Origin of the sequence: Frigoribacterium endophyticum (assembly GCF_011759585.1) — a bacterium.
Lineage (GTDB): Bacteria > Actinomycetota > Actinomycetes > Actinomycetales > Microbacteriaceae > Frigoribacterium > Frigoribacterium endophyticum.
Genome location: NZ_JAAOYV010000001.1, coordinates 1,159,572 through 1,183,972, shown reverse-complemented (window position 1 = coordinate 1,183,972; position 24,401 = coordinate 1,159,572). Strand labels below are relative to the sequence as shown.

Below are 24,401 nucleotides of genomic sequence, written 5' to 3'. Positions count from 1 at the left end.
GGCTCGCCCGTTCACCTCGGTGTGCCACCATGCCCCCGTGAGCAAGAAGATCGATGCAGCCCTCAAGACCCTGGTCAAGGCCCTCGAGCACCACGGCGAGGTGATGGGAGACCGGCCGCTCTCGGCGAAGAAGGCGGGGCGCGCCACCGAGCGCGTGCGCCAGGCGGCCGCCGAGTACACGCTGGTCGTGGCCGACAAGACCGGTCAGCCGAACCCCTTCGTCGACTTCCTCGACCCCGAGACCGTGCGCTCGCTGCGGGGCGAGCGCGACGCCATCGCGGCGAAGAAGGGCACGGGCTCGACCGAGCCCTCGTCCTCCTCCTGACCCCCGGGGCCGCCGGCGCCCTCAGCCGAACGGCACGACCGCGACGGCCCGCGGCGTGAACGCCACGTGGACGGACTCGCCGACCTCGCGCCGCTCGTGCGCGCGGTGGTCGAGCACGACGACGTCGTCGGGCGACGTCCGGACCCTCGTGCGGCAGACCGCACCGAGGAACGACACCGACTCGACGACGCCCGCGACCCCGCGGTCGGCGAACGCCACGTCCTCCGGGCGCACGTAGGCCCACGCCTCCCCGTCGGCCGGGGAGCCGACGGCGGCGACCTCCTGCCCGGGCAGCCGCACCCGCCCGTCGACGACCTCGGCCCGCAGCCGGTTGCTGGACCCGACGAACTCCGCGACGAACCGCGTCGCCGGCGCCGAGTACAGCTGCTCGGGCGTGCCGATCTGCTCGATCGCGCCGGCCCGCATCACGGCGACCCGGTCCGCGACGGCCAGGGCCTCCTCCTGGTCGTGCGTCACGAAGAGGGTCGTGATGGCGAGCTCGCGCTGCAGGCGACGGATCTCCTCCCGCAGCTGCACCCGCACCTGGGCGTCGAGCGCGCTGAGAGGCTCGTCGAGCAGCAGCACGCGGGGCCGCGTCACGAGCGCGCGGGCGAGCGCGACGCGCTGCTGCTGGCCGCCCGAGAGCTGGTGCGAGAACCGGCCGCCCAGCTCCCCGAGGCCCACCAGGTCGAGCATCTCGGCGGCGCGGGTCGCCCGCCCGGCCCGCGCCACGCGCCGCGTGCGGAGCCCGAACTCGACGTTCTGCTGCACCGTCAGGTGCGGGAAGAGCGAGTACGCCTGGAAGACCATGCCGACGTCCCGACGGTGCGTCGGCACGTCGACGACGTCGCGCCCGTCCACCGTGATGCGGCCCTCGGTGACCGTCTCGAGCCCCGCGAGGGTGCGCAGTGCCGTCGTCTTGCCGCAGCCCGAGGGGCCGAGGAGCGCGACGAGCTCCCCCGGAGCGAGGTCGAGGTCGACGCCGCGGAGCGCCACGTGGCCCGCGTACTCCTTGACCACGCCGCGGAGGGCGACCGCGGCGCCCACGGTCGACGTCGTCCGGGCGCCCGCGGCGGCGGAGCCTCGACCGGTCGGTGGCGGGGCCGAGGAGGCGGTGGTCGGGTCGACGGGGGCGGTGGCGGTCACGAGAGGGCCTTCCGGGCGGGAGCAGGGGCGGTGGCCGCGACGTCGCGACCGGGGAGGACGGGGCGGCCCGCGCCGGCGGAGCCGACCCGTCCGACCACGGCGAGCAGCAGGAACGCGAGCAGGAGGGCGAGCAGGGCGAGGATGACGGCCGCGAAGGGGTCGCTGCGCGAGACCTGGACGAGCGACGTCTGCAGCGTCACCCGGTTCAGCAGGCTGGCGATCGTGTACTCGCCCAGGACGACGGCCACCGTGATGAACGCCGCGGCCAGGAGCCCACGACGGAGCGACGGCACCACCACGCGGAGGAGGGTCGCGACGCCGCCGGAGCCGAGGGTCCTGGCCGCCTCGGTGAGGGTGCGGAGGTCGGTGGCGGCCAGGTCGGCCTGGACGGCACGGTGCGCGTAGGGCAGGACGGTGACCCCGTAGGCCAGCGCGAGGGTCCAGGCTCCCGAGCCGGCGACCCGCGAGACGACCGAGTACACCGGGGCCAGCCCGACGACGAGCACGATCGCCGGCACCGTGACGGGGACGAGGCAGACGAACTCGAGGGGCCGCACCAGCGCCGGGTACCGCAGGTGCACGACGACCATCGTCGGCACGAGCAGCACGAGCACGAGCACGGCCGTCACCGCCGCGAGGACGAGGCTGTTCGTGACGCCCTCGACGAGGGAGCGGTACGCCCTCTCGTTCTCGGGGGCGGCGAGGGCGGTCCAGTGCCCCAGGTCGTGGCCCGTCCCGTCCGCCGAGCGGAGGGAGAACGCGACCATGGCCGCGATCGGGACGGCGAAGACGGCGCCGACGACGGCGAGGACGGCCTTCCGGAGCGCCGTGCCGGGGGCCCCGCGTCGGCGGGTCACCGCTGCCACCGCTCCGTGCGGCGCTGGAGCAGCGAGTAGAGCGTCATCAGCACGACCATGACGACGACCATGCCGAGCGCGAGCACGCCGGCGACGTTCTCGCGGCCCAGCACCGTCTCGCTGACCAACGCCGCGCGGATCTGCAGGGGCACGATCTGGGCGCCCTGGCTGATCAGGGCCGCGGCGGTCGCGTACGAGGAGAAGGCGTTCGCGAAGAGCAGCAGCACGCTGCCGACGAAGGCCGGGGCGAGCACGGGCACGACGACGCGGAGCAGGTGCTCGCGCCGCGTCCCGCCCAGGGTGGCCACCGCCTCCTGCCACTGGGGCTTGAGCCCCGTGACGGCCGGCATGAAGGTGATGACCATCAGCGGCACCTGGAAGTAGACGTAGGGCAGCAGCAGCCCGGGCACCTGGTAGAACCAGACGCCGCCGGCGAAGACGTCGACGCCGAGCCGGGTGAGCAGCAGCTGGGTGACGACGCCCTGGATCCCGATGGTGGCCGTGAAGGCGAAGGCGAGCATCACGCCGCCGAACTGCGCGAGGACGCTCGCGGCCGAGTCGACGAGGCTGCGGACGAGGCCGTCCGGGCGGAGGGCGGTGAGTCCCCAGCAGACGACGGCGCCGACGACCGCGCCGACGACGGCGGTGATCCCCGACACGAGCGCCGAGCTCCCGAAGGCGCGGAGCACGAGGGGCTCGCCGAGGGCGGTGAGCGCCGAGAGGCTGGGTCGGCCGTCGCCGGTCACGAAGCCGGTGCCCAGCGCGACGACGCAGGGCACGGCGAGGAAGAGCAGGACGTAGACCGCGAACGGGGTCAGGGCCCACCACGCCGCCGGACGGCGCCGGGCCCGAGGGGGCCGGGCGCCGTCGACGCGGTCGCGGTCGGCCGCGGGGGGCCTCCCCTCGACGAGCGCGACCACGATCAGCCGATCGCCTGCGCCCAGGTGCCGGCGAGCAGCGCGGAGGCGGCCTCGGTCTGCTCGGTCGTCAGCTGCACGGTGTCGGCCGGCTGCTCGCCGACGGCGTCGAGGGCGTCCTGGTCGACGGTGCCGGCCTCGGTCATCGCGGCCAGGCGCACGGGGTACGCCCCGGCGGCGAGGTACAGGTTCTGGGCCTCGTCGCTCATGATGAACTCCTGCCACAGGCGCGCGGCGGCGGGGTGGGGCGCGTCCACGTTGACGGCCTGGTTGTAGTAGCTGCCGAGCGCCGTCCCGGGCAGCACGGCCGTCCTCCAGTCGCGCCCTCCCGCGTCGGCCGCGGCCGCGAGGTTGTTGTAGCTCCAGTCGAAGACGACGGGCGTCTCGCCCGAGGCGATCGTGGCGGGGGTCGGGTCGGTGGGCAGGAAGTTGCCCGCGTCGGCGAGCTCGCCGAACCAGCTGACCCCGGCGCTGACGTCGTCGGCGCTGCCGCCGTCCTGGAGCGCCGCCCACTGGACGGCCGCCGCGGCCGCGCCGGCCTGGGTCGGGTCGCCGTTGATCGCGACCTTCCCCCTGTACTCGGAGCCCAGAAGGTCGTCGAGGGTCTCCGGCTCGGGCACGGCGTCCGCGTCGTAGCCGACGGACATCAGGCCGGTGTAGTCGTGGACCCAGGCGCCGTCCGCGTCCTTGTGGTCGTCGGCGATGTCGTCCCACGTCGCGACCTTGTACTTCGCGAACTGGTCGAGGTTCGCGAGCGTCACGGCCGAGCCGAGGTCGAAGACGTCGGGCGCGGTGTCCTGCCCGGCGAGGTTCTCCGCCGCCGTGATCTCCTCCGCGCTCGAGACGTCGGGGCTGTCGCTGTTGACCGTGATGTCGTACTCGGCCTCGAAGGCGTCGATGATCTTCCCGTAGTTGGCCCAGGTGTCGGGCAGGGCGATCACGTTGAGCTCGCCCTCGGCCTCGGCGGCCGCGACGAGGGCGTCCATGCCGCCGAGGTCCTCCGCGCTGGTGGCGGTCGCGGCCGTGCCGGCGGCGGCGTCGTCGCCCGCGGCGTCGGCGGCGGTGCAGCCCGCGAGGCCGAGGGCGAGGACGGTGAGCGCCGCGGCGGCGGCGAGGGGGCGGGTCGGGGTCACGGTGTCCTCCAGGTGCGGGGCCGCGGGCGGCCGCCGGTCGTGCGGCCGGTCGTGCTGACCGGCCCGCGAGCACCGTAGGGAGCGAGGACGACGAGGAGGCGGCGCCCCGGTGACGGGACGGTGGACGCCGCGTGGCCGTCCGAGCGGGCCGCCCTCAGCCCCGCGAGTAGCGGACGACGACGCCCGGCGACACCGTCACGCGGTCGGGCTCGCGCTCGGCGAGGCCGGGCAGGCCCGCCGCGGCCAGGAGCCCGTCGTCGAGGCGCGTGACCGTGCCCGTGCGGAAGGTCCACGGCTCGTGCGCCCGACGCCACCAGCCGGTGACTCCGCGGCGGGCGGTGTGCACTCCCCAGCGCTCGGAGAGGAACCTCGTCGTCTCGTCGGCGTCGGCCGTGCGCGGGGCGACCGGCTCGGGGACGAGGGCGACCCGGACGACCGAGCCCGCGCCTCCTGCCCGGCGCTGCGTGCGGTGGGCGACGTCGTCGTCGCGCACCCGGCTGCCGGCCCGGGCCCAGACGTAGGGCAGGCCGATCAGCCGAGCCGCGACCACGGCGGGCGCGTGCTGGGTGTCGATCGAGCGGTACGCGATGCCCCGACGGCCGCCGTCGTCGACGGTCGCGAGCTGGACGACGATCTCTGTCATGGTGCCGAGCCGCCCCAGGCGCGGCAGCGGCGGCACGGTGCTGTCGACGAACCGGTAGGCGACGAGGCTCGCCCAGGCCGCCCCGTCGTGCAGGTCGGGCCTCGTGCCCCGGGGCACCAGCGGCGCCGCGAGGGCCGGGTCGATCGCCCAGTGCAGGCCGACGACGTCGCGCCAGTCGTGCTGGGTGACGGGGCGGTGCGGCAGGGGCGGGGCGGCGGGCATGCTCCGATGCTGCTCCCCCGGAGCGGGTGACGGTACGGTCACGGGATGAGCGACACGCCCCCTCCCGCCCCCACCACCGCGTCGTTGGCCATCACCGCCGGCATCGCCTTCCTCGGCCTCGTCTTCGCGGCGGAGGCGCTGCTCTCCCCCGACGGCTCGTGGGTGACCATCGTCGTCGGGGCGGTCATCGCCGTGGTCTACGGCGTGCGGACCGTGCGGGCCGTCCGTCGACGGCGGGCCGCGAAGGCGGGCTGAGCGTCGACGGCGGCCCGCCCGGTGGACGCTGTCGAGCCGCGGTGACCACGACGGGTGCGGCGGAGGCGCCGCGGGCCTAGGCTCCTGCCACCGGAGGCCCGGACCCCGGCGGGCTCGGCACCGTGCCGGGCCGCTGCACGCACAGGGGGTCCCCGTGGACAGGTTCGTCGTCTCGCTCTCGCTCGTGGCCGCGGTCGGCCTCGGGGCTCTCGCCCCGGCCTCGGCCCAGGCCGCGCCTCCGCCCGTCGTGTCGTTGACCGCCACGGTGCCGGCCGCCGCGGTGCCGGCCGCGACGGCGACGGGCACGGTCTCCGTCCGGCTGCTGCGGTCGTCGGGCACGACCCTCGGCCTCCCGGGGGCCACGGTCCGCCTCGTGGGAGCCTGGCCCTTCGAGCGGGACGCGACCACCGACTCCACCGGAGCCCTGACCTTCGCCGACGTTCCTGTGGGCACGCGCTACTGGGTCTCCGTGACCCCGCCGCCGACCGCCGGTCACGGTCGTCGGACACCGGTGATGACCACCGACCTCACCGTCCGGGCCGGCGCGTCCACGGCGGTCGACGTGACGCTCCCCGTCGGGGGCACCCTGGGGGGCCGGCTGGTCGGCCCGTGGCCCTCGCCGCCGGCCGGGCTCACGGTCGAGGTCTACGGCAACCGGACCGGCACCTCCCTCAGCTCGGTCACCGACGCCGAGGGGCGCTACTTCTTCTCGGGCATGCCCACCGACCTCTACACGGCCACGGTCGTCGCCGCCCCGGGTGCGGTGCCCACCGTGTGGCGACAGGACGTCGAGGCCGAGACCGCCACGACGCCGGCGAGCCACGTCGCCGCGGCTCCCCGGTACGTCCACACGACGTACGACCTCCAGGTCGTCGTCGACGAGCCGGACCCGGTGAACGCTCCGGGCCCGGACCTCGACGGCGCCGTCGTGACCATCACGGACACGGTGACCGGGGCCGTCATGACGCAGGCCCTCGACGCCACGAGCTCGCCCCGCAAGGTGGCTCAGTTCATCGTGCCGAGCGGTCGCTACACGGTGGGCGTCGAGACGGCGTCGCACCAGCGCTGGTGGTGGGCGGGGCAGTACGTGCCCGTCCCGCTCGTGCGGAGCGCGGCGGAGGCGGTGCCGGTCTCGGTCACGTACGGGGCCGATCAGTCGACCGACGTGTTCCTGGCACCGCAGTCGTCCACGCCGTGACGGGCGGTCGGCCGTGATGCCGGGCGGGGGCATGAGAAAACCCCGGCGGACCGGGGTTCTGCCGACATGCTCTGCCGGGGGAGGTTCTCTCGAGGGAAGTTCTGTGTGGGCGATACCGGGCTCGAACCGATGACCTCTTCCGTGTGAAGGAAGCGCGCTACCAACTGCGCCAATCGCCCCTGCGGGACTCGTCGATGCTAGTGCATCGGAGCGGCCCGGCGCCATTCGAGGGCCCGACGCAGGGGCGGTCGAGGCCGCTGATCATGGCCCCCAAGACACGAACTTCCCTCGATTTGTTTTCTGCCCCGGGTCTGGGTATTGTTCTTTTGCACGCAGAAATGCAAAGCGAAATGCGGATGTGGCGCAGTGGTAGCGCATCACCTTGCCAAGGTGAGGGTCGCGAGTTCGAATCTCGTCATCCGCTCGAGTGTAATGCTCACCAGAGGGTGGTCCACCGACTGGTGGCTCCCCCTCTGGGAGCTGCTCGTATGGTGGAGTGGCCGAGAGGCGAGGCACCGGCCTGCAAAGCCGTTCACGCGGGTTCAAATCCCGTCTCCACCTCCATGTCGTCAAGACTCCGGTCTATGATGTCGTGATCAACTGAATACGTCGCCTCGGCGACATGCATGAGCGATTGGCGCAGCGGTAGCGCGCTTCCCTGACACGGAAGAGGTCGCTGGTTCGATCCCAGTATCGCTCACACAGAGAAAGCCCCCGGTTCGCCGGGGGCTTTCGTCGTTCCCGGGGGCTTTCGTCGTTCTCAGGGGCTGCTGGCCTCCGAGGAGGGTGCTGTCCTCCCCCGCGGGCACCGTTCGTCTCGACCCGCGTCCGCCGCCCGTCTCGTCGTCCCGGACGTCCTCAGGTGGGCTCGTGCGCCTCCGGCGTCCCTGCGGGGCGCAGCAGCCCGCTTGCGCGGCTCGGCAGCTCCACCGCACACACAGAAGGACGGCCCCGGTCGTGGTGACCGGGGCCGTCCTGGTGGAGCAGCGGTGACGAGCTAGGCGCGCGAGTTCTCGAGCACGTAGCCCTCTTCGCCGTGCAGCGCGAGGTCGATGCCCGCGACCTCGTCCTCGTTCTTGACGCGGAAGCCGATCGTCTTCTCGATGGCCAGGCCGATCAGGAAGGCGAGCACGAACGAGTAGGCCATGACGGCGAGGGCCGAGAGGGCCTGGATGCCCAGCTGACGGAACGAGTGGGAGAAGATCAGGCCCGAGTTGTTCGCGAAGAAGCCGAGGTACAGGGTGCCGAGCAGGCCGCCGACGAGGTGGATGCCCACGACGTCGAGGGAGTCGTCGAAGCCGAGCTTGAACTTGAGGTCGATCGCCAGGGCGCAGACGGCGCCGGCGGCGACGCCGAGCACGATGGCCCAGAACGGCGACAGGGCGGCACAGGCCGGCGTGATGGCGACGAGGCCGGCGACGGCGCCCGAGGCGGCGCCGACCGAGGTGGCCTTGCCGTCCTTGACCTTCTCGACGACGAGCCAGCCGAGGATGGCGGCCGCGGGGGCGGCGATCGTGTTGAGGAAGGCGAGGGCGGCGACGCCGTCGGCGGCGAGCTCCGAGCCGGCGTTGAACCCGAACCAGCCGAACCAGAGCAGGCCGGCGCCCAGCAGCACGAAGGGCGGGTTGTGGGGCTTGTCGGCGCCCTTGGCGAAGCCGACGCGCTTGCCGAGCACCAGGGCGAGGGCCAGGGCGGCGGCGCCCGCGTTGATGTGGACGGCCGTGCCGCCGGCGAAGTCGATGACGCCCATGCTGGCGATCCAGCCGCCGTCGACGACCGAGCCGTCCTCGCCGAGGGTGAAGTTGAAGACCCAGCTCGCGACGGGGAAGTAGACGACCGTGGCCCAGACGCCGGCGAAGATCATCCACGCGCCGAACTTGGCGCGGTCGGCGATGGCGCCCGAGATGAGGGCGACGGTGATGATCGCGAACGTCGCCTGGAAGGCGGCGAAGGCGATGGTCGGGTAGTCGCCGACCGGCGCCGCGCTCTCCTGGAAGAGCGAGTCGAGGCTGAACATCGACGGGTCGAAGCCGAAGACGCCGTCCCACCCGATGTAGGTGTCGGTGCCCGCGGGGCCCTGGGGGCCGTTCGAGAACGCGATGGAGTAGCCGAAGAGCACCCAGAGGACGCCGATCAGGCCCATGGCCCCGAAGCTCAGCATCATCATGCTGATCACGCTCTTGGCCTTGACGAGGCCGCCGTAGAAGAACGCCAGGCCGGGCGTCATGAGCAGCACGAGTGCCGCGCAGATCAGCATGAAGGCGGTGTTGCCTTGATCCATGTGTGTGTCACCTCTCGAGTTCTGACAAGCCAGGGAGGCACCGGCCGCCCCGACCGTGGGGGTGCCACGGGCTGTGCGGGACGATGCGGGTGGTGCCGCCCTCAGTGTCTCGACGAGGTGTTTCGGGTCGTGTGCCGTCGTGTTTCGGGGATGTAACACGTATCGCGCGACTGTGAACAACGTGTTTCGCCCGCCTCGGGAAGGCCTCCGAGGTCGGGGCCCAGGGGGCGACGTCGCCGCGTGGCCCGGAAGGTCAGCGTGCCGACGTCAGCGCCCCGACGTCAGCGCCCCGACGTCAGTCAGTGCGCCGACGTGAGCGCCACGAGCCTCGAGGTGGCCCGCAGGTACTTCTTCCGGTAGCCGCCGGCCAGCATCTCGTCGCTGAACACCGTGTCGAGCGGTGCGCCGGACGCGACGACGCGCACCTGCGCGTCGTACAGCCGGTCGACGAAGGCCACGAAGCGGAGCGCGTCCGTCTGGCTCGTGAACGGCCGGACGTCGCGCAGGGCGACCGCGTCGAGGCCGTCGATGAGCTTGACGTACCGGCTCGGGTGCACCGACGAGAGGTGCGCGACCACGGCCGCGAAGTCGTCCACCGACACCGTGCCCGGCAGGGAGGCCACCGCGGTGTCCAGGTCGTCGACCGTGTGGGCCTTCGCCTCGACCTCCCGACGGCGGTAGTCGTCACCGTCGATGCGGAGGGTGCGGAAGCGGTCGGAGAGCCCCTGGATCTCGCGGAGGAAGTCCGCCGCCGCGAACCGGCCCTCGCCGAGGGCCGCCGGCGGCGTGTTCGAGGTCGCGGCGATCCGCGTCCCGCCCTCGGCGAGGTCGCCGAGCAGCCGCGTCATCATCATCGTGTCGCCCGGGTCGTCGAGCTCGAACTCGTCGATGCAGACCAGGGAGGCGCCCTCCAGCTGGCGAGCGGCGCCCGCGTACCCGACGGCGCCGACCAGGGCCGTGTACTCGATGAACGTCCCGAAGTAGCGGCGCCCCGTGGTCCGGTTGAAGAGGGCGGCGAGCAGGTGGGTCTTGCCGACGCCGAAGCCGCCGTCGAGGTAGAGGCCGGGGAGCACGTCGGGAGAGTCCGCGCGTCGGCGGAACAGGCCGCGTCGTGCGGGACGCTCGGCGGCGCCGCCGAAGCCGGCCACCGCCTCCACCGCCTCCGCCTGCGACGGGAAGGCCGTGTCGGGCACGTAGTTCTCGAGCGACGCCCCGTCGAACTGTCGGGGCGGGACGAGCTCGGCGACGATCTCGGCGCCCGTGATCGTGGGGGCGCGCTCGGTCAGCGCGACGCGGGCGGTGAGGGGATCTGGTGACATCGGGCGACCTCGCAGGCAGGGGACCAGGGGGCGACGCACGTCGGGGGCCTGGCCGCGGTGTGCGTCGGGGCGATCTGTGTCAGAGTCTGAGGGGCGCCCGGACGACGCTCACGCCGTGTGCGTAGCCTCGACGGTGACCCGGGCCCGAGTCTAGCCACCGGGCACCGGCGCCCGACCGCAGCGCCCGCCGCGCTGCACCCGAGATCGTCCGCCGTCGCCGGCGGCGCTCCGTCCCCGCGACGGAGAGACACAGCAGGAGGCACCCATGGTCGTCGAGCACGACGCATCACCGAAGTTCCAGGAGTTCGCGCACCCCGAGCGCCTCGTCAGCACCGACTGGCTGCAGGAGCACCTCGGCACGCCGGGGCTCGTCGTCGTCGAGTCCGACGAGGACGTGCTGCTCTACGAGACCGGGCACATCGCCGGCGCCGTCAAGATCGACTGGCACCTCGACCTCAACGACCCCGTGCAGCGCGACTACGTCGACGGCGAGGCCTTCGCGGCGCTCATGTCGCGCAGCGGCGTCACGCGCGACTCGACGATCGTCGTCTACGGCGACAAGAACAACTGGTGGGCGGCCTACGCCCTCTGGGTGTTCTCGCTCTTCGGCCACGAGGACGTGCGCCTGCTCGACGGCGGCCGCGCCGCGTGGGAGGCGGAGGGCCGTGAGTACACCACCCAGGCCCCGAGCCCTGAGCCGACCGACTACCCGGTGGTCGAGCGCGACGACACCGTGATCCGTGCCTACAAGGACGACGTGCTCGCCCACCTCGGCCGGCCCCTCATCGACGTGCGCTCCCCCGAGGAGTACTCGGGCCAGCGCACCACCGCCCCCGCCTACCCGGAAGAGGGCGCCCTGCGCGCCGGCCACATCCCCAGCGCCCAGAACGTGCCGTGGGGCAAGGCCGCCGCCGACGACGGCCGCTTCCGCGGGCGCGCGGAGCTCGACGCGATCTACCGCGACGGCGCGGGCCTCGCCGACGGGGACTCCGTCGTCGCCTACTGCCGCATCGGCGAGCGGTCGAGCCACACCTGGTTCGTGCTGCACCACCTGATGGGCTTCGAGGACGTCCGGAACTACGACGGCTCGTGGACCGAGTGGGGCAGCGCCGTGCGCGTCCCGATCGTGCAGGGCACCGAGCCCGGCGCCGTCCCGGCTCGATGACGGCCGTGGCCGACACCGCGGCCGGCGCGGGCGACCTGCCCGCCTCGCTCGCCGAGATCCGCGACGAGTTCCTCGCCCTCGAGGTGCGGGACCGCCTCCAGCTGCTGCTCGAGTTCTCGAACGAGCTGCCGGCGCTGCCCGCCGAGTACGAGGGCCACCCCGACCTGCTCGAGCGTGTCGAGGAGTGCCAGTCGCCGGTCTTCATCTTCGTCGAGGTCGTCGACGGCGTCGTCGCGATGCACGCCACGGCTCCTCGGGAGGCGCCGACGACGCGCGGCTTCGCGTCGATCCTGGCGCAGGGCCTCACGGGCCTGACCGCCCAGCAGGTCCTCCGTGACGTGCCGGACGACTACCCCCAGACGATCGGCCTGGTCGAGGCCGTCAGCCCGCTGCGGGTCCGGGGCATGACCGCCCTCCTCGGGCGGGCCAAGCGCCAGATCGCCGAGAAGACGGCGCAGGCCGACACCGCCGGTGCTCCGGGGGCCTCGGGAGCGTGAGCCTCCGGGTCCTGCACACCGCCGCCCCGGCCTCCCTCGCGTCGGCGGGCGACCTCGTCCCGGTGGAGGGCGACGGCGACGGGGGGCGCGAGACCCTCCGCGGCCTCTACGCTCCCCCGGCCGAGACCTGGCTGCGCCTCAACCTCATCGCCGCGGTGAGCGGCGACGCCGCCGGCGAGGACGGCACCTCCGACACCCTCAGCAACGCGGTCGACCGGGCGGTGCTCGCGGTCGTCCGCGACCTGGCCGACGGAGTGGTCGTCGGCGCCGCCAGCGTCCGCGCCGAGGGCTACCGGGTGCCCAAGACCTCCCGGCTCGTCGTGGTCACGTCGTCCGGCGACCTGTCAGGCCACCGGATGGACCCCGCCGAGGCCGAGCGCGTCGTCGTCGTGTGCCCCGCCGGCGCGACCGACGCCGTGGCCGCGAGCCTCGGGCCGGCGGTCGCCGAGGCGGCGACCGTGCTGGTGGTCGACGACGTGGACGGGCGTCTCGACCCCGCGACGGTGCTCCGACGGCTGCGTGACCACCGCCTCCTCTCGCTCGTCTGCGAGGGCGGGCCGTCGCTCGCCGGGCAGTTCCTCCGCGACGGCCTCGTCGACGAGCTCTGCCTCAGCACCTCCCCGGTCGTGATCGGCAGCGGCCTGCCCGTCTTCGGCCGCGAGAGGTTCGACCCCGCGCGCCTCTCGCTCAGCCAGCTGCTGAAGGACGACCACGACGCGCTGTACGCGCGCTGGCTCGTGGCAGACGGCCCAGCCACTCGCCGATGACCCGCTCGAAGCGCTCCGGGTCGTAGTTCCAGATCTTCGTGTGGCGAGCCACGGCGAAGACCTCCAGCTGCACGAGGTCGGGTCGCGCCTCGGCCAGCGCGTGCGACGCGGTCGACGGCACGAACCCGTCGTCGTCGCTGTGCAGCAGGAGCACCGGGACGTCGAGCTGGTCGGCCCGCGCCACGAGGTCGAGACGGTCGAGGTCGATCGGCCCGTCGCGGCGGCCGAGCCGCGCCGCCGCGGGCGACTGCAGGAGGCGCAGCGCGAGTTCCTGCACGAGGCGCGGCACGTGCATGGCCCGCCCCTGGAAGCGCAGCGTCGTCCGCCAGTCGACGACGGGCGACTCGAGGGCCACGCCCACGACGCGGTCGCCGTGCCTCGCGCGCGTGACGGCCTGCAGGACGGTCGCGCCGCCCATCGACCAGCCCATGAGCACGAGGGCGGTCGCGCCGGAGGAGACCGCGTGCTCCATCGCGGCCTCCACGTCGCGCCACTCCTGGTCGCCGAGGGCGTAGCGGCCGTCGGGAGACGGGGGCGCCTCCCCGTCGTTGCGGTACGAGACGAGGAGCGAGGTCCAGCCCGCGCGGTGCGCGGCCGGCGCGGCGCGGATGGTCTCGGCCCGCGTGACGCCCCGGCCGTGCACGCTGATCAGCCACGGCCCGTCGGTGCCGCCGGGAGCGGGGACGAGCCACGCGGGCGCGGGGCCGACCGGGGTGCCGACCTCGACGTCGACGACCGGCAGGCCGGCGTCGGCAGGCGTGCGCCAGAGCCAGCCCCCGAGCCGCCCCCGGCGGGCCGAGGCGAGGTCGCCCGCGTCGACGGCCTCGACCGACCGGACCACCCGGTGCCCGTCGTCGCTCAGCACCTCTCCGACTCGGGCGTGGCCCCGGCCGTGGTCGAACCAGAAGCTGTAGCGGCCGGGCAGGCGGGTGTCGGGGTCGGAGCTGAGCGTCACGGAGGGGACGGACGGGTCGTGCCCGAGCACCCGGACGCCGTCGGCGCGACGCCGGGCCGGCGTCACGACCTTGTCGGCCATGACCAGGGCGCCCGAGACGACGGCCGCCGCCGAGACGACGGCCGTGGCGACGACGGAGGCCGAGAGCACGAGGCCGACGCCCCGGGCGCGACGCGCGCCGAGGTCGGGGGACGGAGTCGAGGGGCGGGTCACGGGAGCTCCGATCGACGGGGCGGCGGGCGGACGCGGCGTGCCGCCCACCTCGGGATCAGCTGGGAGCCTAGTCTGCTGGGGTGTCCGACACCCCCTCGACGCCGACGACCCCGTCCGCGTTCGCCGCAGCGGTCGAGTCCGTGCGCCGAGCCGTCGCCCGCGACGACCTCGCCGTCAGCGAGATCCCCGCTCCGGGCGGCCTCGCGCCGCACGCCCTCGCCCTCGCGGGCGACGTCGTGGGCGCCTCGGGCCGCGCCGACCCCGACCTCGGCACGGGCCGCTTCGTCCTGCTGTACGACGAGTCGGCCCCGGAGGCCTGGGGCGGCGTCTTCCGCGTCGTCTGCTTCGCCCAGGCGCCGCTCGAGGCCGACCTCGCGCTCGACCCCTTCGTCGCCGACGTCGCCTGGTCGTGGCTCGTCGACTCCCTCGCCGCCGGCGGGGCCTCCCACCACTCCGCCTCCGGCACCGCCACGAAGGTGCTCTCGACCGGCTACGGCGACCTCGCCGACCAGGGCGAGGGGGCGCAGCTCGAGCTGCGCGCCTCGTGGACGCCGACGAGCACCGACCTCGCACCGCACCTCGAGGCCTGGAGCGAACTGATCTGCACCCTCGCGGGCCTGCCGCCGACCGTCGAGGGCGTCACCCTCCTCGCGTCGCGCCGCGTCGGGCGCGACTGACCCGTCGCCCACCGCGACACCTCCGAGCCGAGAACAGGACCGCCGAGACATGGACACCGTCACCCCCGACCCGAGCGAGACGCCCTCGCCCGAGGCCGCCGCCGCTCCCCGAGTGACCGTGGCCCCCGTCGTCGCCACGGCGGACTCCGCCCACGGGCACGTCGACGTCATCGACGACCGCGACGGCTACCTGGCCGCGGTCGAGGCGATCGCCGCCGGGACGGGGCCGATCTCGATCGACGCGGAGCGCGCCTCCGGCTACCGCTACTCGCAGCGCGCGTACCTCATCCAGGTGTTCCGCCGCGGCTCGGGCGTCTTCCTCTTCGACCCGCCGGCCATCGGCCGCTTCGACGAGCTCCAGGCCGTCATCGGCCACGAGGAGTGGGTGCTGCACGCCGCCAGCCAGGACCTCGCGTGCCTGCGCGAGATCGGCCTCGACCCCGACCTCGTGTTCGACACCGAGCTCGGCGCCCGCCTCGCCGGGCTGCCGAAGGTGGGCCTCGGGGCCGTCGTCGAGCAGCTCCTCGGCGTCCACCTCGCCAAGGAGCACTCCGCGGCCGACTGGTCGACCCGCCCCCTCCCCCAGAGCTGGCTGGTCTACGCGGCCCTCGACGTCGAGCTGCTCGTCGACCTCCGGGACGCGATGGCCGAGCTGCTCGAGCGTGACGGCAAGCTCGACATCGCTCGGCAGGAGTTCGCGGCGACGGTCGCCCGCGAGGTCAAGCCGGCCAAGGCCGAGCCCTGGCGTCGCCTCACCGGGCTGCACACCGTGCGCGGGTCGCGGGGCCTCGCCGTCGCCCGTGAGCTCTGGACCGCGCGCGACGACTACGCCCGGCAGGTCGACACCGCCGCGGGCCGGCTCGTGCCGGACTCTTCCCTGGTCGCCGCGGCGAAGGCGCTGCCGGCCGACAAGCGCGCCCTGGCCGGCCTCCGCGAGTTCGTGGGCCGCGCGAGCCGGAGCGAGCTCGACCGGTGGTGGGCCGCCGTCGAGCGCGGCCAGGCGACCGCCGACCTGCCCTCGCACCGCGGGCCGGCCGGCGACACCCTCCCCCCGCCCCGCAGCTGGGCCGACAAGTCGCCGATGGCCGACGCCCGGTACCGGCACGCCCGCCCCGTCGTGGCGGCGATCGCCGAGCGCCTCGACCTGCCGGTCGAGAACCTCCTCACGCCGGAGCTCCTCCGCCGGGTCTGCTGGGAGCCGCCGATCCCCTTCGAGCCCGAGGCCCTCGCCGCGGCCCTGACCGAGCTCGGGGCCCGCACCTGGCAGGTCGAGGCCGTCGCGGGGCCCCTCGCCGACGCCTTTGTCGACGCCCACCAAGAGCCCGAGACGCAGCCCGCCGAGCCTTCGTAGCAATCCGCGAAGGATTCTGCCCGCCCCCGCCGCCTCCCTAGGATCGGACCAGTTCCGAGCACTGGAGGCAACGTGGCCGAGAGAACAGAAGTCGTCTTCGTCGACGGGGTCCGCACCCCGTTCGGCCGGGCAGGGGAGAAGGGCGTCTACTGGGGCACCCGGGCGGACGACCTCGTCGTCAAGGCCATGAAGGGGCTGCTGGAGCGGAACCCCTCCCTCCCCCTCGACCGCGTCGACGACGTCGCCGTCGCGGCGACCACGCAGCAGGGCGACCAGGGGCTGACCCTGGGGCGCACGACGGCGCTCCTCGCGGGCCTCCCCCGGTCGGTGCCCGGCTTCGCGATCGACCGGATGTGCGCGGGGGCGATGACGAGCGTCACCACCCTCGCGGGCGGCATCGCCTTCGGCGCCTACGACGTCGCCGTCGCCGGCGGCGTCGAGCACATGGGCCGCCACCCGATGGGCTTCGCCGCCGACCCCAACCCGAGGTTCCTCACCGAGAAGCTCGTCAGCGGCGACGCCCTCAACATGGGGTCGACGGCCGAGCGCATCCACGACCGCTTCCCGCAGCTGACGAAGGAGCGCTCCGACCGCTTCGCGATGCGGTCACAGCAGAAGCTCGCGGCCGCCTACGACGCCGGGCACATCCAGCCCGACCTCGTGCCGGTCGCCGTGCCGTCGGCCGAGGGCTGGGGCCTCGTGACCCGCGACGAGGCACCGCGCCCGGAGACCACGATGGAGGCGCTGGCCGGCCTGCGGACGCCGTTCCGACCCCACGGGCGGGTCACCGCGGGCAACTCGTCGGGGCTGAACGACGGCGCGACCGTCAGCCTGCTCGCCTCGGCGGAGGCCGCGCGCGAGTACGGCCTCGCCCCGAAGATGCGTCTCGTCAGCTTCGCCTACGCCGGGGTCGAGCCGGAGATCATGGGCATCGGCCCCGTGCCCTCCACCGAGAAGGCGCTCCGCAAGGCGGGGCTCACGATCGACGACATCGGGCTCTTCGAGCTCAACGAGGCCTTCGCCGTGCAGGTGCTGTCGCTGCTCGACCACTTCGGCGTCGACGACGACGACCCGCGGGTCAACCCGTGGGGCGGCGCCATCGCCGTCGGCCACCCGCTCGCCTCGTCCGGCGTGCGGCTGATGATCCAGCTCGCTCGCCAGTTCGAGCAGCACCCGGAGGTCCGCTACGGCCTGACCGCGATGTGCGTCGGCCTCGGCCAGGGCGGCAGCGTCATCTGGGAGAACCCGCACTTCGACCGGAAGGCCGCACGAGCATGAGCACGACCACGAACGCCCCCCTCGAGGCCCTCACCGAGCTCAGCCACGACGAGGTCGTGACCCACAGCCACGTCCGCGACGTGCCCCTCCCCTCCGGCGGGGTCCTCGCGCTCGTGACCCTCGACAACGGCCGGGACCACACCCGGCCGAGCACCCTCGGGCCGGCGACGCTGCTCGAGTTCGGCGCGACGCTCGACGAGCTCCGAGCGCGTGCGTCGCGCGGCGAGGTCGCGGCGATCGCCGTCACGGGCAAGCCCTATTTCCTCGCCGCCGGGGCCGACCTCAGCAAGGTCAGCCAGATCCCCAGCCGCGAGGTCGCCCGCGAGCTCGCTCGACTCGGTCACTCCACCCTCGGCAAGCTGCACGACGCCGGCGTGCCGACCTTCGTCTTCGTGAACGGGCTCGCGCTCGGGGGCGGCCTCGAGATCGCCCTGCACGCCGACTACCGCACCGTCGACACGTCCGCCGCCGCCCTCGCGCTGCCCGAGGTCTTCCTCGGCATCGTCCCCGGCTGGGGAGGCGCGTGGCTGCTGCCGAACCTCATCGGCATCGAGGCCGCCCTCCGGGTGGTCATCGAGAACCCGCTCAAGAACAACCGGACGCTGAAGCCGGCGCAGGCCCTGGAGCTCGGCATCGTCGACGCGGCCTTCGGCCCGGCGGCCTTCCTCGAGGACTCGATCCGCTGGGCGGACGGCGTGGTGGCCGGCACGACGAAGGTCGCCCGCCCCCACGTGCCCGGACGCCTGGAGCGTGCGGTGAAGTGGGACGCCGCCGTCTCGATCGCCCGGAAGTCGCTCGAGGGCAAGATCGGCACGGTGGCGCGCTCGCCCTACGCGGCCCTGGAACTGCTGAAGGCCGCCCGGTCGACCGACCGGGCCACGGGCTTCGCCGCGGAGGACGAGGCCCTCGCCGGGCTCGTCGCGGGCGACCAGTTCGCCGCGAGCATGTACTCGTTCGACCTCGTCCAGAAGCGGGCCAAGAAGCCGGCCGGCGCTCCCCCGCGCGACCTGGCGAAGCCCGTGACCAAGGTCGGCATCGTCGGCGCGGGCCTGATGGCCAGCCAGTTCGCCCTGCTCTTCGTCCGTCGTCTCCAGGTGCCGGTCGTCATCACCGACCTCGACCAGGCCAGGGTCGACGCCGGCGTCGAGCGGATCCGCGGCGAGATCGTCGAGCTCGCGACGAAGGGCCGCATCTCGGGCGACGAGTCGAACCGGCTCTCCGCGCTCGTCACCGGCACGACCGACCTCTCCGACTTCGCCGACTGCGACTGGGTGATCGAAGCCGTCTTCGAGGAGCTCGGCGTGAAGCAGGACGTCTTCGAACGGGTGGAGGCGGTGGTCGCGGAGGGCGCCGTGCTCGCCACGAACACGTCGTCGCTCAGCGTGGAGGCGATCGGGGCCCGCCTCCGCCACCCCGAGCGGCTGGTCGGCTTCCACTTCTTCAACCCGGTGGCCGTGATGCCCCTGGTCGAGGTGGTGCGCACGCCCGCCACCGACGAGGCCACCCTCAGCACCGCCATGGTGACGGCGGCCGCCCTCCGGAAGAACGCGGTCATCACGGCCGACACCCCTGGGTTCGTGGTGAACCGCATCCTCGCGAAGCTGCTCGGCGAGGCCATGCACGCGGTGGAGACGGGCACCCCGTTCGAGGTCGTCGACCGTGCGACGGCCCCGTTCGGCCTCCCGATGACCCCGTTCGAGCTCCTGGAGCTCGTCGGCCTCACGGTCGGCGCCCACGTGCTCGACACGCACCACGCGGCCTTCCCCGACCGCTTCTTCGCCAGCGACGGCCTGCACCGCCTCGCTGAGCACGGAACGATCTTCGAGCGGGACTCCAAGGGCCGCCGCAAGGGCTTCGACAAGAAGGCGGTCGCCCTCGCGGCCGGGCCCGGCACCCCGATGACGGACGACGAGCTCCGTCGCCGGATCGAGGACGGCCTCGCCGACGAGGTGGGCCGGATGCTCGACGACGGTGTGGTGTCGGCGGCGCAGGACATCGACCTCTGCCTCATCCTGGGCGCCGGGTACCCGTTCCAGATGGGCGGGGTGACGCCCTACCTCGACCGTGTGGGGGCGACCCTCCGCGTGCGTGGCACGACATTCCACGACCCGATGATCGTCGGGCCGGAGTACGTCGACGCCTGACGCCACGGGGCACGGCGATCGGAGGGCCCGCCACGACGACGGTCGTGGCGGGCCCTCCGACGCTGTCGGCGCGGCCCGCCGAGGCCGGACGGGCGCCAAGGAGAGCCGAGCCGGCGCGGACGCCGGTGTCGGTCAGTCGTGCTGGGCGTCCACCCGACGCTCGTCGGCGTCGTCGAGCGGGCGGGCCACGGGGATCTTGCTCCCGAGGACCTGCGCCACGACGTCCCGCGCGATGTGCTGGGGGGTGAGGCCCGCCTCCTCGAGGATCTGGGCCCGTGAGCCGTGCTCGAGGAACTCGTCGGGCAGGCCCAGCTCGGTCACGGCCGTGTCGACGCCCGCCTGACGGAGGTCTTGTCGGACCCGGGTGCCGATGCCCCCCACCCGGACGCCGTCCTCGATCGTGATGACGAGGCGGTGGTCGGCGGCGAGGTCGACGATCGACCGGGCCACGGGCACGACCCAGCGCGGGTCGACCACGGTGGCGCCGATGCCCTGTGCGGCGAGGCGCTCGGCCACCTCGAGCCCCACGGAGGCCATCGGCCCCACGCAGACGAGCAGCACGTCGCGGCGCTCGTCGCTCGAGAGGACGTCGACGCCGTCGTCGAGCCGGCGCTCGGCCTCGTGCTCGGTGCCGACCGTGCCCTTCGAGAAGCGCACGACCGTCGGGGCGTCGGTGACGGCGACGGCCTCGCGGAGCTCCTCCCGGAGGCGCGTGGCGTCGCGGGGCGCGGCGAGACGGATGTGCGGGACGATCTGGAGCAGCGCCAAGTCCCAGATGCCGTGGTGGCTCGGGCCGTCCGGCCCGGTCACGCCCGCCCGGTCGAGCACGAAGGTCACGCCCGCCCGGTGCAGGCCGACGTCCATCAGGACCTGGTCGAAGGCGCGGTTGACGAAGGTGGCGTACAGGGCGACGACCGGGTGGAGCCCGGCGTAGGCCAGGCCCGCGGCGGAGGTGACCGCGTGCTGCTCGGCGATGCCGACGTCGAGCACCCGCTCGGGGAAGCGCTCGGCCATCTTGTGCAGCCCGACCGGCCGCAGCATCGCGGCGGTGATGCCGACGACGGTCTCGTCCTCGGCGGCGACGGCGACCATCTCGTCCGCGAAGACGCTCGTGTACGAGGGCGCGGCGGTCGTCTCGAGCGGCTCGCCGGTCTCGGGGTCGATCTGGCCGACCGCGTGGAACTGGTCGGCCACGTCGGCGCGGGCGGGGTCGTAGCCGCGACCCTTCTCCGTGATGGCGTGGACGATGACCGGCGCCCCGTAGTTCTTGGCCTGGTGGAGGGCCTCCTCCATCGCGACCTGGTCGTGGCCGTCGACGGGCCCGATGTACTTGATGTCGAGGTTCGAGTAGAGCGCCTCGTTGTTGGTGAAGCGGCTGAGGAAGCCGTGCAGCCCGCCCCGCACGCCGCGGTAGAACGCGCGACCCGGGTGGCCGAGCCGGTCGAACACGGCCTCGCTGCCCATGTGCATCTCGCGGTAGGTGCTCCGCGTGCGCACCGTGTTGAGGAAGCGCGCCATGCCGCCGATGGTGGGGGCGTACGACCGACCGTTGTCGTTCACGACGATGATCAGGCGGCGGTCGTTGTCGTCGCTGATGTTGTTCAGCGCCTCCCACGTCATGCCGCCGGTCAGCGCGCCGTCGCCGACGACGGCGACGACGTGGCGGTCGGACTGGCCGGTGAGGCCGAAGCCGCGCGAGATGCCGTCGGCCCACGAGAGGCTGCTGGAGGCGTGCGAGCTCTCGACGATGTCGTGCTCCGACTCGCTGCGCTGCGGGTAACCCGCGAGTCCGCCCCGGAGGCGGAGACCGCTGAAGTCCTGTCGGCCCGTCACGAGCTTGTGCACGTACGACTGGTGGCCCGTGTCGAAGACGAACGCGTCGTGCGGCGAGCGGAACACGCGGTGCATGGCCAGCGTCAGCTCGACGACCCCGAGGTTCGGCCCGAGGTGGCCGCCGGTCTTGCTGACCTCCGCCACGAGGAACGCCCGGATCTCCGTCGCGAGGTCGACCATCTGCTGGTCGGTCAACGCGAGGAGGTCACGCGGACCGCTGATCGTCTCGAGAATGCTCATGCCGGCTTCCTTTCCGCCTACCCGGAGGCAGCCGGGCTCAGTTTATGCGTCGACCCGGCGAGAACGCCGGAAGCCCCCACCGGGCGTCGGCGACGCGGGTGGGGGCTCCTCGTGCGGGCTAGACCAGGCTGCGCAGCACGTACTGCAGGATGCCGCCGTTGCGGTAGTAGTCGGCCTCACCAGGGGTGTCGATCCGGACGACGGCGTCGAACTCGATCGTCTGAGCGCCGGCGGCGGAGTGCTCGGTCGGCTCGGCGACCACACGGACCGTCTTCGGCGTCACGCCCTCGTTCAGCTGCTCGAGGCCGGAGATGCTGATCGACTCGGTGCCGTCGAGCCCGAGCGACTCCCAGCTCTCGCCCGCGGGGAACTGCAGCGGCACGACGCCCATGCCGATCAGGTTCGAGCGGTGGATCCGCTCGAAGCTCTCCGTGATGACCGCCGCGACGCCGAGCAGGCTCGTGCCCTTGGCCGCCCAGTCGCGCGACGAGCCGGAGCCGTACTCCTTGCCGCCCAGGATGACCAGGGGCGTGCCCTGCTCCTGGTAGCGCGCGCTCGCGTCGTAGATGAACGTCTGCGGTGCGTCGGGCTGCGTGAAGTCGCGGGTGTAGCCGCCCTCGACACCGTCGAGGAGCTGGTTGCGCAGGCGGATGTTCGCGAACGTGCCGCGGATCATGACCTCGTGGTTGCCGCGTCGTGACCCGTAGGAGTTGAAGTCCTTCCGGTCGACGCCGTGCTCGTCGAGGTACCGGCCCGCGGGGCTGTCGACCTTGATCGAGCCCGCCGGGCTGATGTGGTCGGTGGTGACCGAGTCGCCGAGCTTCGCGAGCACCCGTGCCCCGCTGATGTCGCGGACCGGCGTCGTCTCGAGGGTCATGCCCTCGAAGTACGGGGGCTTCCGCACGTACGTCGACTCGGAGTCCCACTCGAAGGTGGCGCCGGTGGGCGTCGGCAGCGACCTCCAGCGCTCGTCGCCGTCGAAGACGCCCGCGTACTCGTGGGTGAACATGCCCGTGTCGATCGACGAGTCGATGGTCGACTGGACCTCGGCCGCGTCGGGCCAGATGTCGCGGAGGTAGACGTCGTCGCCCTCCGGCGTCGTGCCCAGGGGGTCGGACTCGAAGTCGAAGTTCATCGAGCCGGCCAGCGCGTAGGCGATGACGAGCGGTGGGCTCGCCAGGTAGTTCATCTTGACGTCGGGGTTGATGCGGCCCTCGAAGTTCCGGTTGCCCGAGAGGACCGCCGTGACGGCGAGGTCGTTCTCCTGCACGGCCGACGAGATCTCGTCGAGCAGCGGGCCCGAGTTGCCGATGCAGGTCGTGCAGCCGTAGCCCACGGTGTAGAAGCCGAGGTCTTCGAGGTAGGTCGTGAGGCCGGCCTTCTCGTAGTAGTCGGTGACGACCTTCGAGCCGGGCGCGAGGGTGGTCTTCACCCACGGCTTGGCCTTGAGGCCCTTCTGGCTGGCGTTGCGGGCCAGCAGGCCCGCGGCGAGCATCACCGACGGGTTCGAGGTGTTGGTGCACGAGGTGATCGCCGCGATCGCGACGGCGCCGTGGTCGAGGGTGAAGGTGGAGCCGTCGCCCAGCTCGACCGAGGTCGGCTTCGAGACCTTCGCCGGGGCGTGCGAGGTGTGCGAGATGCTGTGCGGCTGCGCCTCGTCGTCGTCCTCCGCGGTGAAGCCGATGGGGTCGGAGGCCGGGAAGGTGCCCTCGACCGCGGCGTCGACGTGCGAGTGGTCGGTCGTCGCGTAGTTCTCGAGGTCGACCTCGAACTGGCTCTTGGCGGCGGTGAGCTCGATGCGGTCCTGCGGGCGCTTCGGGCCGGCGATCGAGGGAACGACGGTGGCCAGGTCGAGCTCGAGGTACTCGCTGAAGACCGGCTCGACCGACGGGTCGTGCCAGAGGCCCTGGAGCTTGGAGTACTTCTCGACGAGCTCGATCTGCTCGTCCGAGCGACCGGTGAGGCGGAGGTAGTCGAGGGTCACGTCGTCGATCGGGAAGATCGCGGCGGTCGAGCCGAACTCGGGGCTCATGTTGCCGATCGTGGCGCGGTTCGCGAGGGGGACCTCGGCGACGCCCTCGCCGTAGAACTCGACGAACTTGCCGACGACGCCGTGGGCGCGGAGCTGCTGCGTGATCGTGAGCACGACGTCGGTGGCGGTGACCCCGGTGGGGATCGAGCCGCGGAGCTTGAAGCCGACGACCTTGGGGATGAGCATCGACACGGGCTGGCCGAGCATCGCGGCCTCCGCCTCGATGCCGCCGACGCCCCAGCCCAGCACGCCGAGGCCGTTGACCATGGTGGTGTGCGAGTCGGTGCCGACGAGGGTGTCGGGGTAGGCCTGCAGGACCGTGCCGCCGCCCTCGACCGCGACGTCGCGGCTGTACGTGACCCGGGCCAGGTACTCGATGTTGACCTGGTGGACGATGCCCGTGCCGGGCGGCACCACCTTGAAGTCCTGGAAGGCCGTCTGGCCCCAGCGGAGGAACTGGTACCGCTCGCCGTTGCGCTCGTACTCGATCTCGACGTTGCGCTCGAGCGCGTTCTCGCTGCCGAAGAGGTCGGCGATGACCGAGTGGTCGATGACCAGCTCGGCGGGGGCGAGCGGGTTGATCTTCGTCGGGTCGCCGCCGAGGGCCGACACGGCCTCGCGCATGGTGGCGAGGTCGACGATGCACGGCACGCCCGTGAAGTCCTGCATGACGACGCGCGCCGGCGTGAACTGGATCTCGGTGTCGGGGTCGGCCGTGGGCTGCCACTCCCCCAGCGCCGTGATCTGGTCGCGCGTGACGTTGGCGCCGTCCTCCGTGCGGAGGAGGTTCTCGAGGAGGACCTTGAGGCTGAACGGGAGCCTGGCCGAGCCGTCGACCGCGTCGATGCGGTAGACCTCGTACTCGGTCGCGCCGACCGTCAGGCTGTCCTTCGAGCTGAAGCTGTTGATTGCAGACACGTGCCGTCTCCCTTGCTGACTACGCCCTCATCATG

Annotated in this window: 20 protein-coding genes and 4 tRNA genes; 13 read left to right on the top strand and 11 right to left on the bottom strand. The window is 73.2% G+C overall.

The annotated features are described in order from the left end of the window. Positions 1–37 precede the first annotated feature (37 nt). Complete coding sequence (locus FHR77_RS05485) at positions 38–325, top strand: hypothetical protein (protein WP_056054607.1); 288 nt, start codon at positions 38–40, stop codon at positions 323–325. Between the two features lie 21 nt (positions 326–346). Here the strand turns inward: FHR77_RS05485 and FHR77_RS05480 are convergent, their stop codons facing one another. The 5 genes from FHR77_RS05480 to FHR77_RS05460 form a co-directional block, all read right to left on the bottom strand. Next, complete coding sequence (locus FHR77_RS05480) at positions 347–1,471, bottom strand: ABC transporter ATP-binding protein (RefSeq protein WP_167259133.1); 1,125 nt, start codon at positions 1,469–1,471, stop codon at positions 347–349. Then, the gene (locus FHR77_RS05475) at positions 1,468–2,328 is read right to left on the bottom strand and encodes an ABC transporter permease (RefSeq protein WP_341777229.1); all 861 of its coding nucleotides are present in this window, start codon (positions 2,326–2,328) and stop codon (positions 1,468–1,470) included. The genes FHR77_RS05480 and FHR77_RS05475 overlap by 4 nt, the downstream gene beginning before the upstream one ends. Beyond that, positions 2,325–3,248, bottom strand: a complete 924-nt coding sequence (locus FHR77_RS05470) for an ABC transporter permease (protein WP_370543610.1) — start codon at positions 3,246–3,248, stop codon at positions 2,325–2,327. Before FHR77_RS05470 ends, FHR77_RS05475 begins: the two co-directional genes overlap by 4 nt. 2 nt (positions 3,249–3,250) lie before the next feature. Beyond that, on the bottom strand, positions 3,251–4,378 hold the full coding sequence (locus FHR77_RS05465) for an ABC transporter substrate-binding protein (RefSeq protein ID WP_167259132.1): 1,128 nt from the start codon (positions 4,376–4,378) through the stop codon (positions 3,251–3,253). Positions 4,379–4,532: 154 nt separating this feature from the next. Continuing rightward, entirely contained in the window at positions 4,533–5,243 is a 711-nt protein-coding gene (locus tag FHR77_RS05460) for a YqjF family protein (RefSeq protein ID WP_167259131.1), read from the bottom strand. A 45-nt stretch (positions 5,244–5,288) separates the two neighbouring features. Here FHR77_RS05460 and FHR77_RS05455 point away from each other — a divergent pair, with 45 nt between their 5' ends. Together FHR77_RS05455 and FHR77_RS05450 are read left to right on the top strand one after the other, a co-directional pair. After that, on the top strand, positions 5,289–5,498 hold the full coding sequence (locus FHR77_RS05455; protein ID WP_167259130.1) for a hypothetical protein: 210 nt from the start codon (positions 5,289–5,291) through the stop codon (positions 5,496–5,498). 154 nt (positions 5,499–5,652) lie between these two features. Then, positions 5,653–6,696: a carboxypeptidase-like regulatory domain-containing protein gene (locus tag FHR77_RS05450; protein ID WP_167259129.1), complete on the top strand. Its 1,044-nt coding sequence runs from the start codon at positions 5,653–5,655 to the stop codon at positions 6,694–6,696. A gap of 106 nt (positions 6,697–6,802) precedes the next feature. On the opposite strand, the gene FHR77_RS05445 is transcribed toward FHR77_RS05450, so the two are convergent. Then, positions 6,803–6,875 (bottom strand) — tRNA-Val (locus FHR77_RS05445). A 173-nt stretch (positions 6,876–7,048) separates the two neighbouring features. Here FHR77_RS05445 and FHR77_RS05440 point away from each other — a divergent pair. The 3 genes from FHR77_RS05440 (at position 7,049) to FHR77_RS05430 (ending at position 7,396) form a co-directional block, all read left to right on the top strand. Beyond that, positions 7,049–7,120, top strand: a tRNA-Gly gene (locus tag FHR77_RS05440). 66 nt (positions 7,121–7,186) lie between these two features. Continuing rightward, positions 7,187–7,260, top strand: a tRNA-Cys gene (locus tag FHR77_RS05435). Between the two features lie 64 nt (positions 7,261–7,324). After that, positions 7,325–7,396, top strand: a tRNA-Val gene (locus FHR77_RS05430). 297 nt (positions 7,397–7,693) lie between these two features. On the opposite strand, the gene FHR77_RS05425 is transcribed toward FHR77_RS05430, so the two are convergent. Both FHR77_RS05425 and zapE read right to left on the bottom strand, forming a co-directional pair. Then, the gene (locus FHR77_RS05425; protein ID WP_167259128.1) at positions 7,694–8,977 is read right to left on the bottom strand and encodes an ammonium transporter; all 1,284 of its coding nucleotides are present in this window, start codon (positions 8,975–8,977) and stop codon (positions 7,694–7,696) included. A gap of 299 nt (positions 8,978–9,276) precedes the next feature. Further along, a complete protein-coding gene (gene zapE / locus FHR77_RS05420; protein ID WP_167259127.1) occupies positions 9,277–10,296 on the bottom strand; it encodes a cell division protein ZapE in 1,020 nt (339 codons plus the stop codon). 265 nt (positions 10,297–10,561) lie between these two features. Here zapE and FHR77_RS05415 point away from each other — a divergent pair, with 265 nt between their 5' ends. Genes FHR77_RS05415 through FHR77_RS05405 form a run of 3 tightly spaced genes read left to right on the top strand, consistent with a single transcriptional unit; the run spans position 10,562 to position 12,725 of the window. Continuing rightward, positions 10,562–11,461: a sulfurtransferase gene (locus FHR77_RS05415; RefSeq protein ID WP_167259126.1), complete on the top strand. Its 900-nt coding sequence runs from the start codon at positions 10,562–10,564 to the stop codon at positions 11,459–11,461. Positions 11,462–11,466: 5 nt separating this feature from the next. After that, positions 11,467–11,958 carry a SufE family protein gene (locus FHR77_RS05410; protein ID WP_255465402.1) on the top strand — a complete coding sequence of 164 codons (492 nt, stop codon included), beginning with the start codon at positions 11,467–11,469 and terminating at the stop codon, positions 11,956–11,958. After that, a complete protein-coding gene (locus tag FHR77_RS05405; protein ID WP_167259124.1) occupies positions 11,955–12,725 on the top strand; it encodes a dihydrofolate reductase family protein in 771 nt (256 codons plus the stop codon). Before FHR77_RS05410 ends, FHR77_RS05405 begins: the two co-directional genes overlap by 4 nt. Here FHR77_RS05405 and FHR77_RS05400 read toward each other — a convergent pair. Next, entirely contained in the window at positions 12,646–13,893 is a 1,248-nt protein-coding gene (locus FHR77_RS05400; protein WP_341777228.1) for an alpha/beta hydrolase family protein, read from the bottom strand. The two genes, FHR77_RS05405 and FHR77_RS05400, sit on opposite strands and share 80 nt — an antisense overlap. An 80-nt stretch (positions 13,894–13,973) precedes the next feature. Between FHR77_RS05400 and FHR77_RS05395 the strand changes: the two genes are divergently transcribed. From FHR77_RS05395 to FHR77_RS05380, 4 genes are all read left to right on the top strand, one after another. Beyond that, positions 13,974–14,570, top strand: coding sequence for a DUF3000 domain-containing protein (locus FHR77_RS05395; RefSeq protein ID WP_167259123.1), 597 nt, complete (start codon positions 13,974–13,976; stop codon positions 14,568–14,570). 49 nt (positions 14,571–14,619) lie between these two features. Continuing rightward, positions 14,620–15,921, top strand: a complete 1,302-nt coding sequence (locus tag FHR77_RS05390; protein WP_167259122.1) for an HRDC domain-containing protein — start codon at positions 14,620–14,622, stop codon at positions 15,919–15,921. 72 nt (positions 15,922–15,993) lie between these two features. After that, the gene (locus tag FHR77_RS05385) at positions 15,994–17,199 is read left to right on the top strand and encodes an acetyl-CoA C-acyltransferase (protein WP_167259121.1); all 1,206 of its coding nucleotides are present in this window, start codon (positions 15,994–15,996) and stop codon (positions 17,197–17,199) included. Continuing rightward, positions 17,196–19,343, top strand: a complete 2,148-nt coding sequence (locus FHR77_RS05380; RefSeq protein WP_167259120.1) for a 3-hydroxyacyl-CoA dehydrogenase NAD-binding domain-containing protein — start codon at positions 17,196–17,198, stop codon at positions 19,341–19,343. The genes FHR77_RS05385 and FHR77_RS05380 overlap by 4 nt, the downstream gene beginning before the upstream one ends. Before the next feature lie 132 nt (positions 19,344–19,475). On the opposite strand, the gene dxs is transcribed toward FHR77_RS05380, so the two are convergent. Continuing rightward, complete coding sequence (gene dxs / locus FHR77_RS05375) at positions 19,476–21,416, bottom strand: 1-deoxy-D-xylulose-5-phosphate synthase (RefSeq protein WP_167259119.1); 1,941 nt, start codon at positions 21,414–21,416, stop codon at positions 19,476–19,478. A gap of 118 nt (positions 21,417–21,534) precedes the next feature. Then, positions 21,535–24,366 (bottom strand): aconitate hydratase AcnA, encoded by a 2,832-nt coding sequence (acnA, locus tag FHR77_RS05370; protein WP_167259118.1) that lies wholly within the window; start codon positions 24,364–24,366, stop codon positions 21,535–21,537. Between the last annotated feature and the right edge of the window lie 35 nt (positions 24,367–24,401).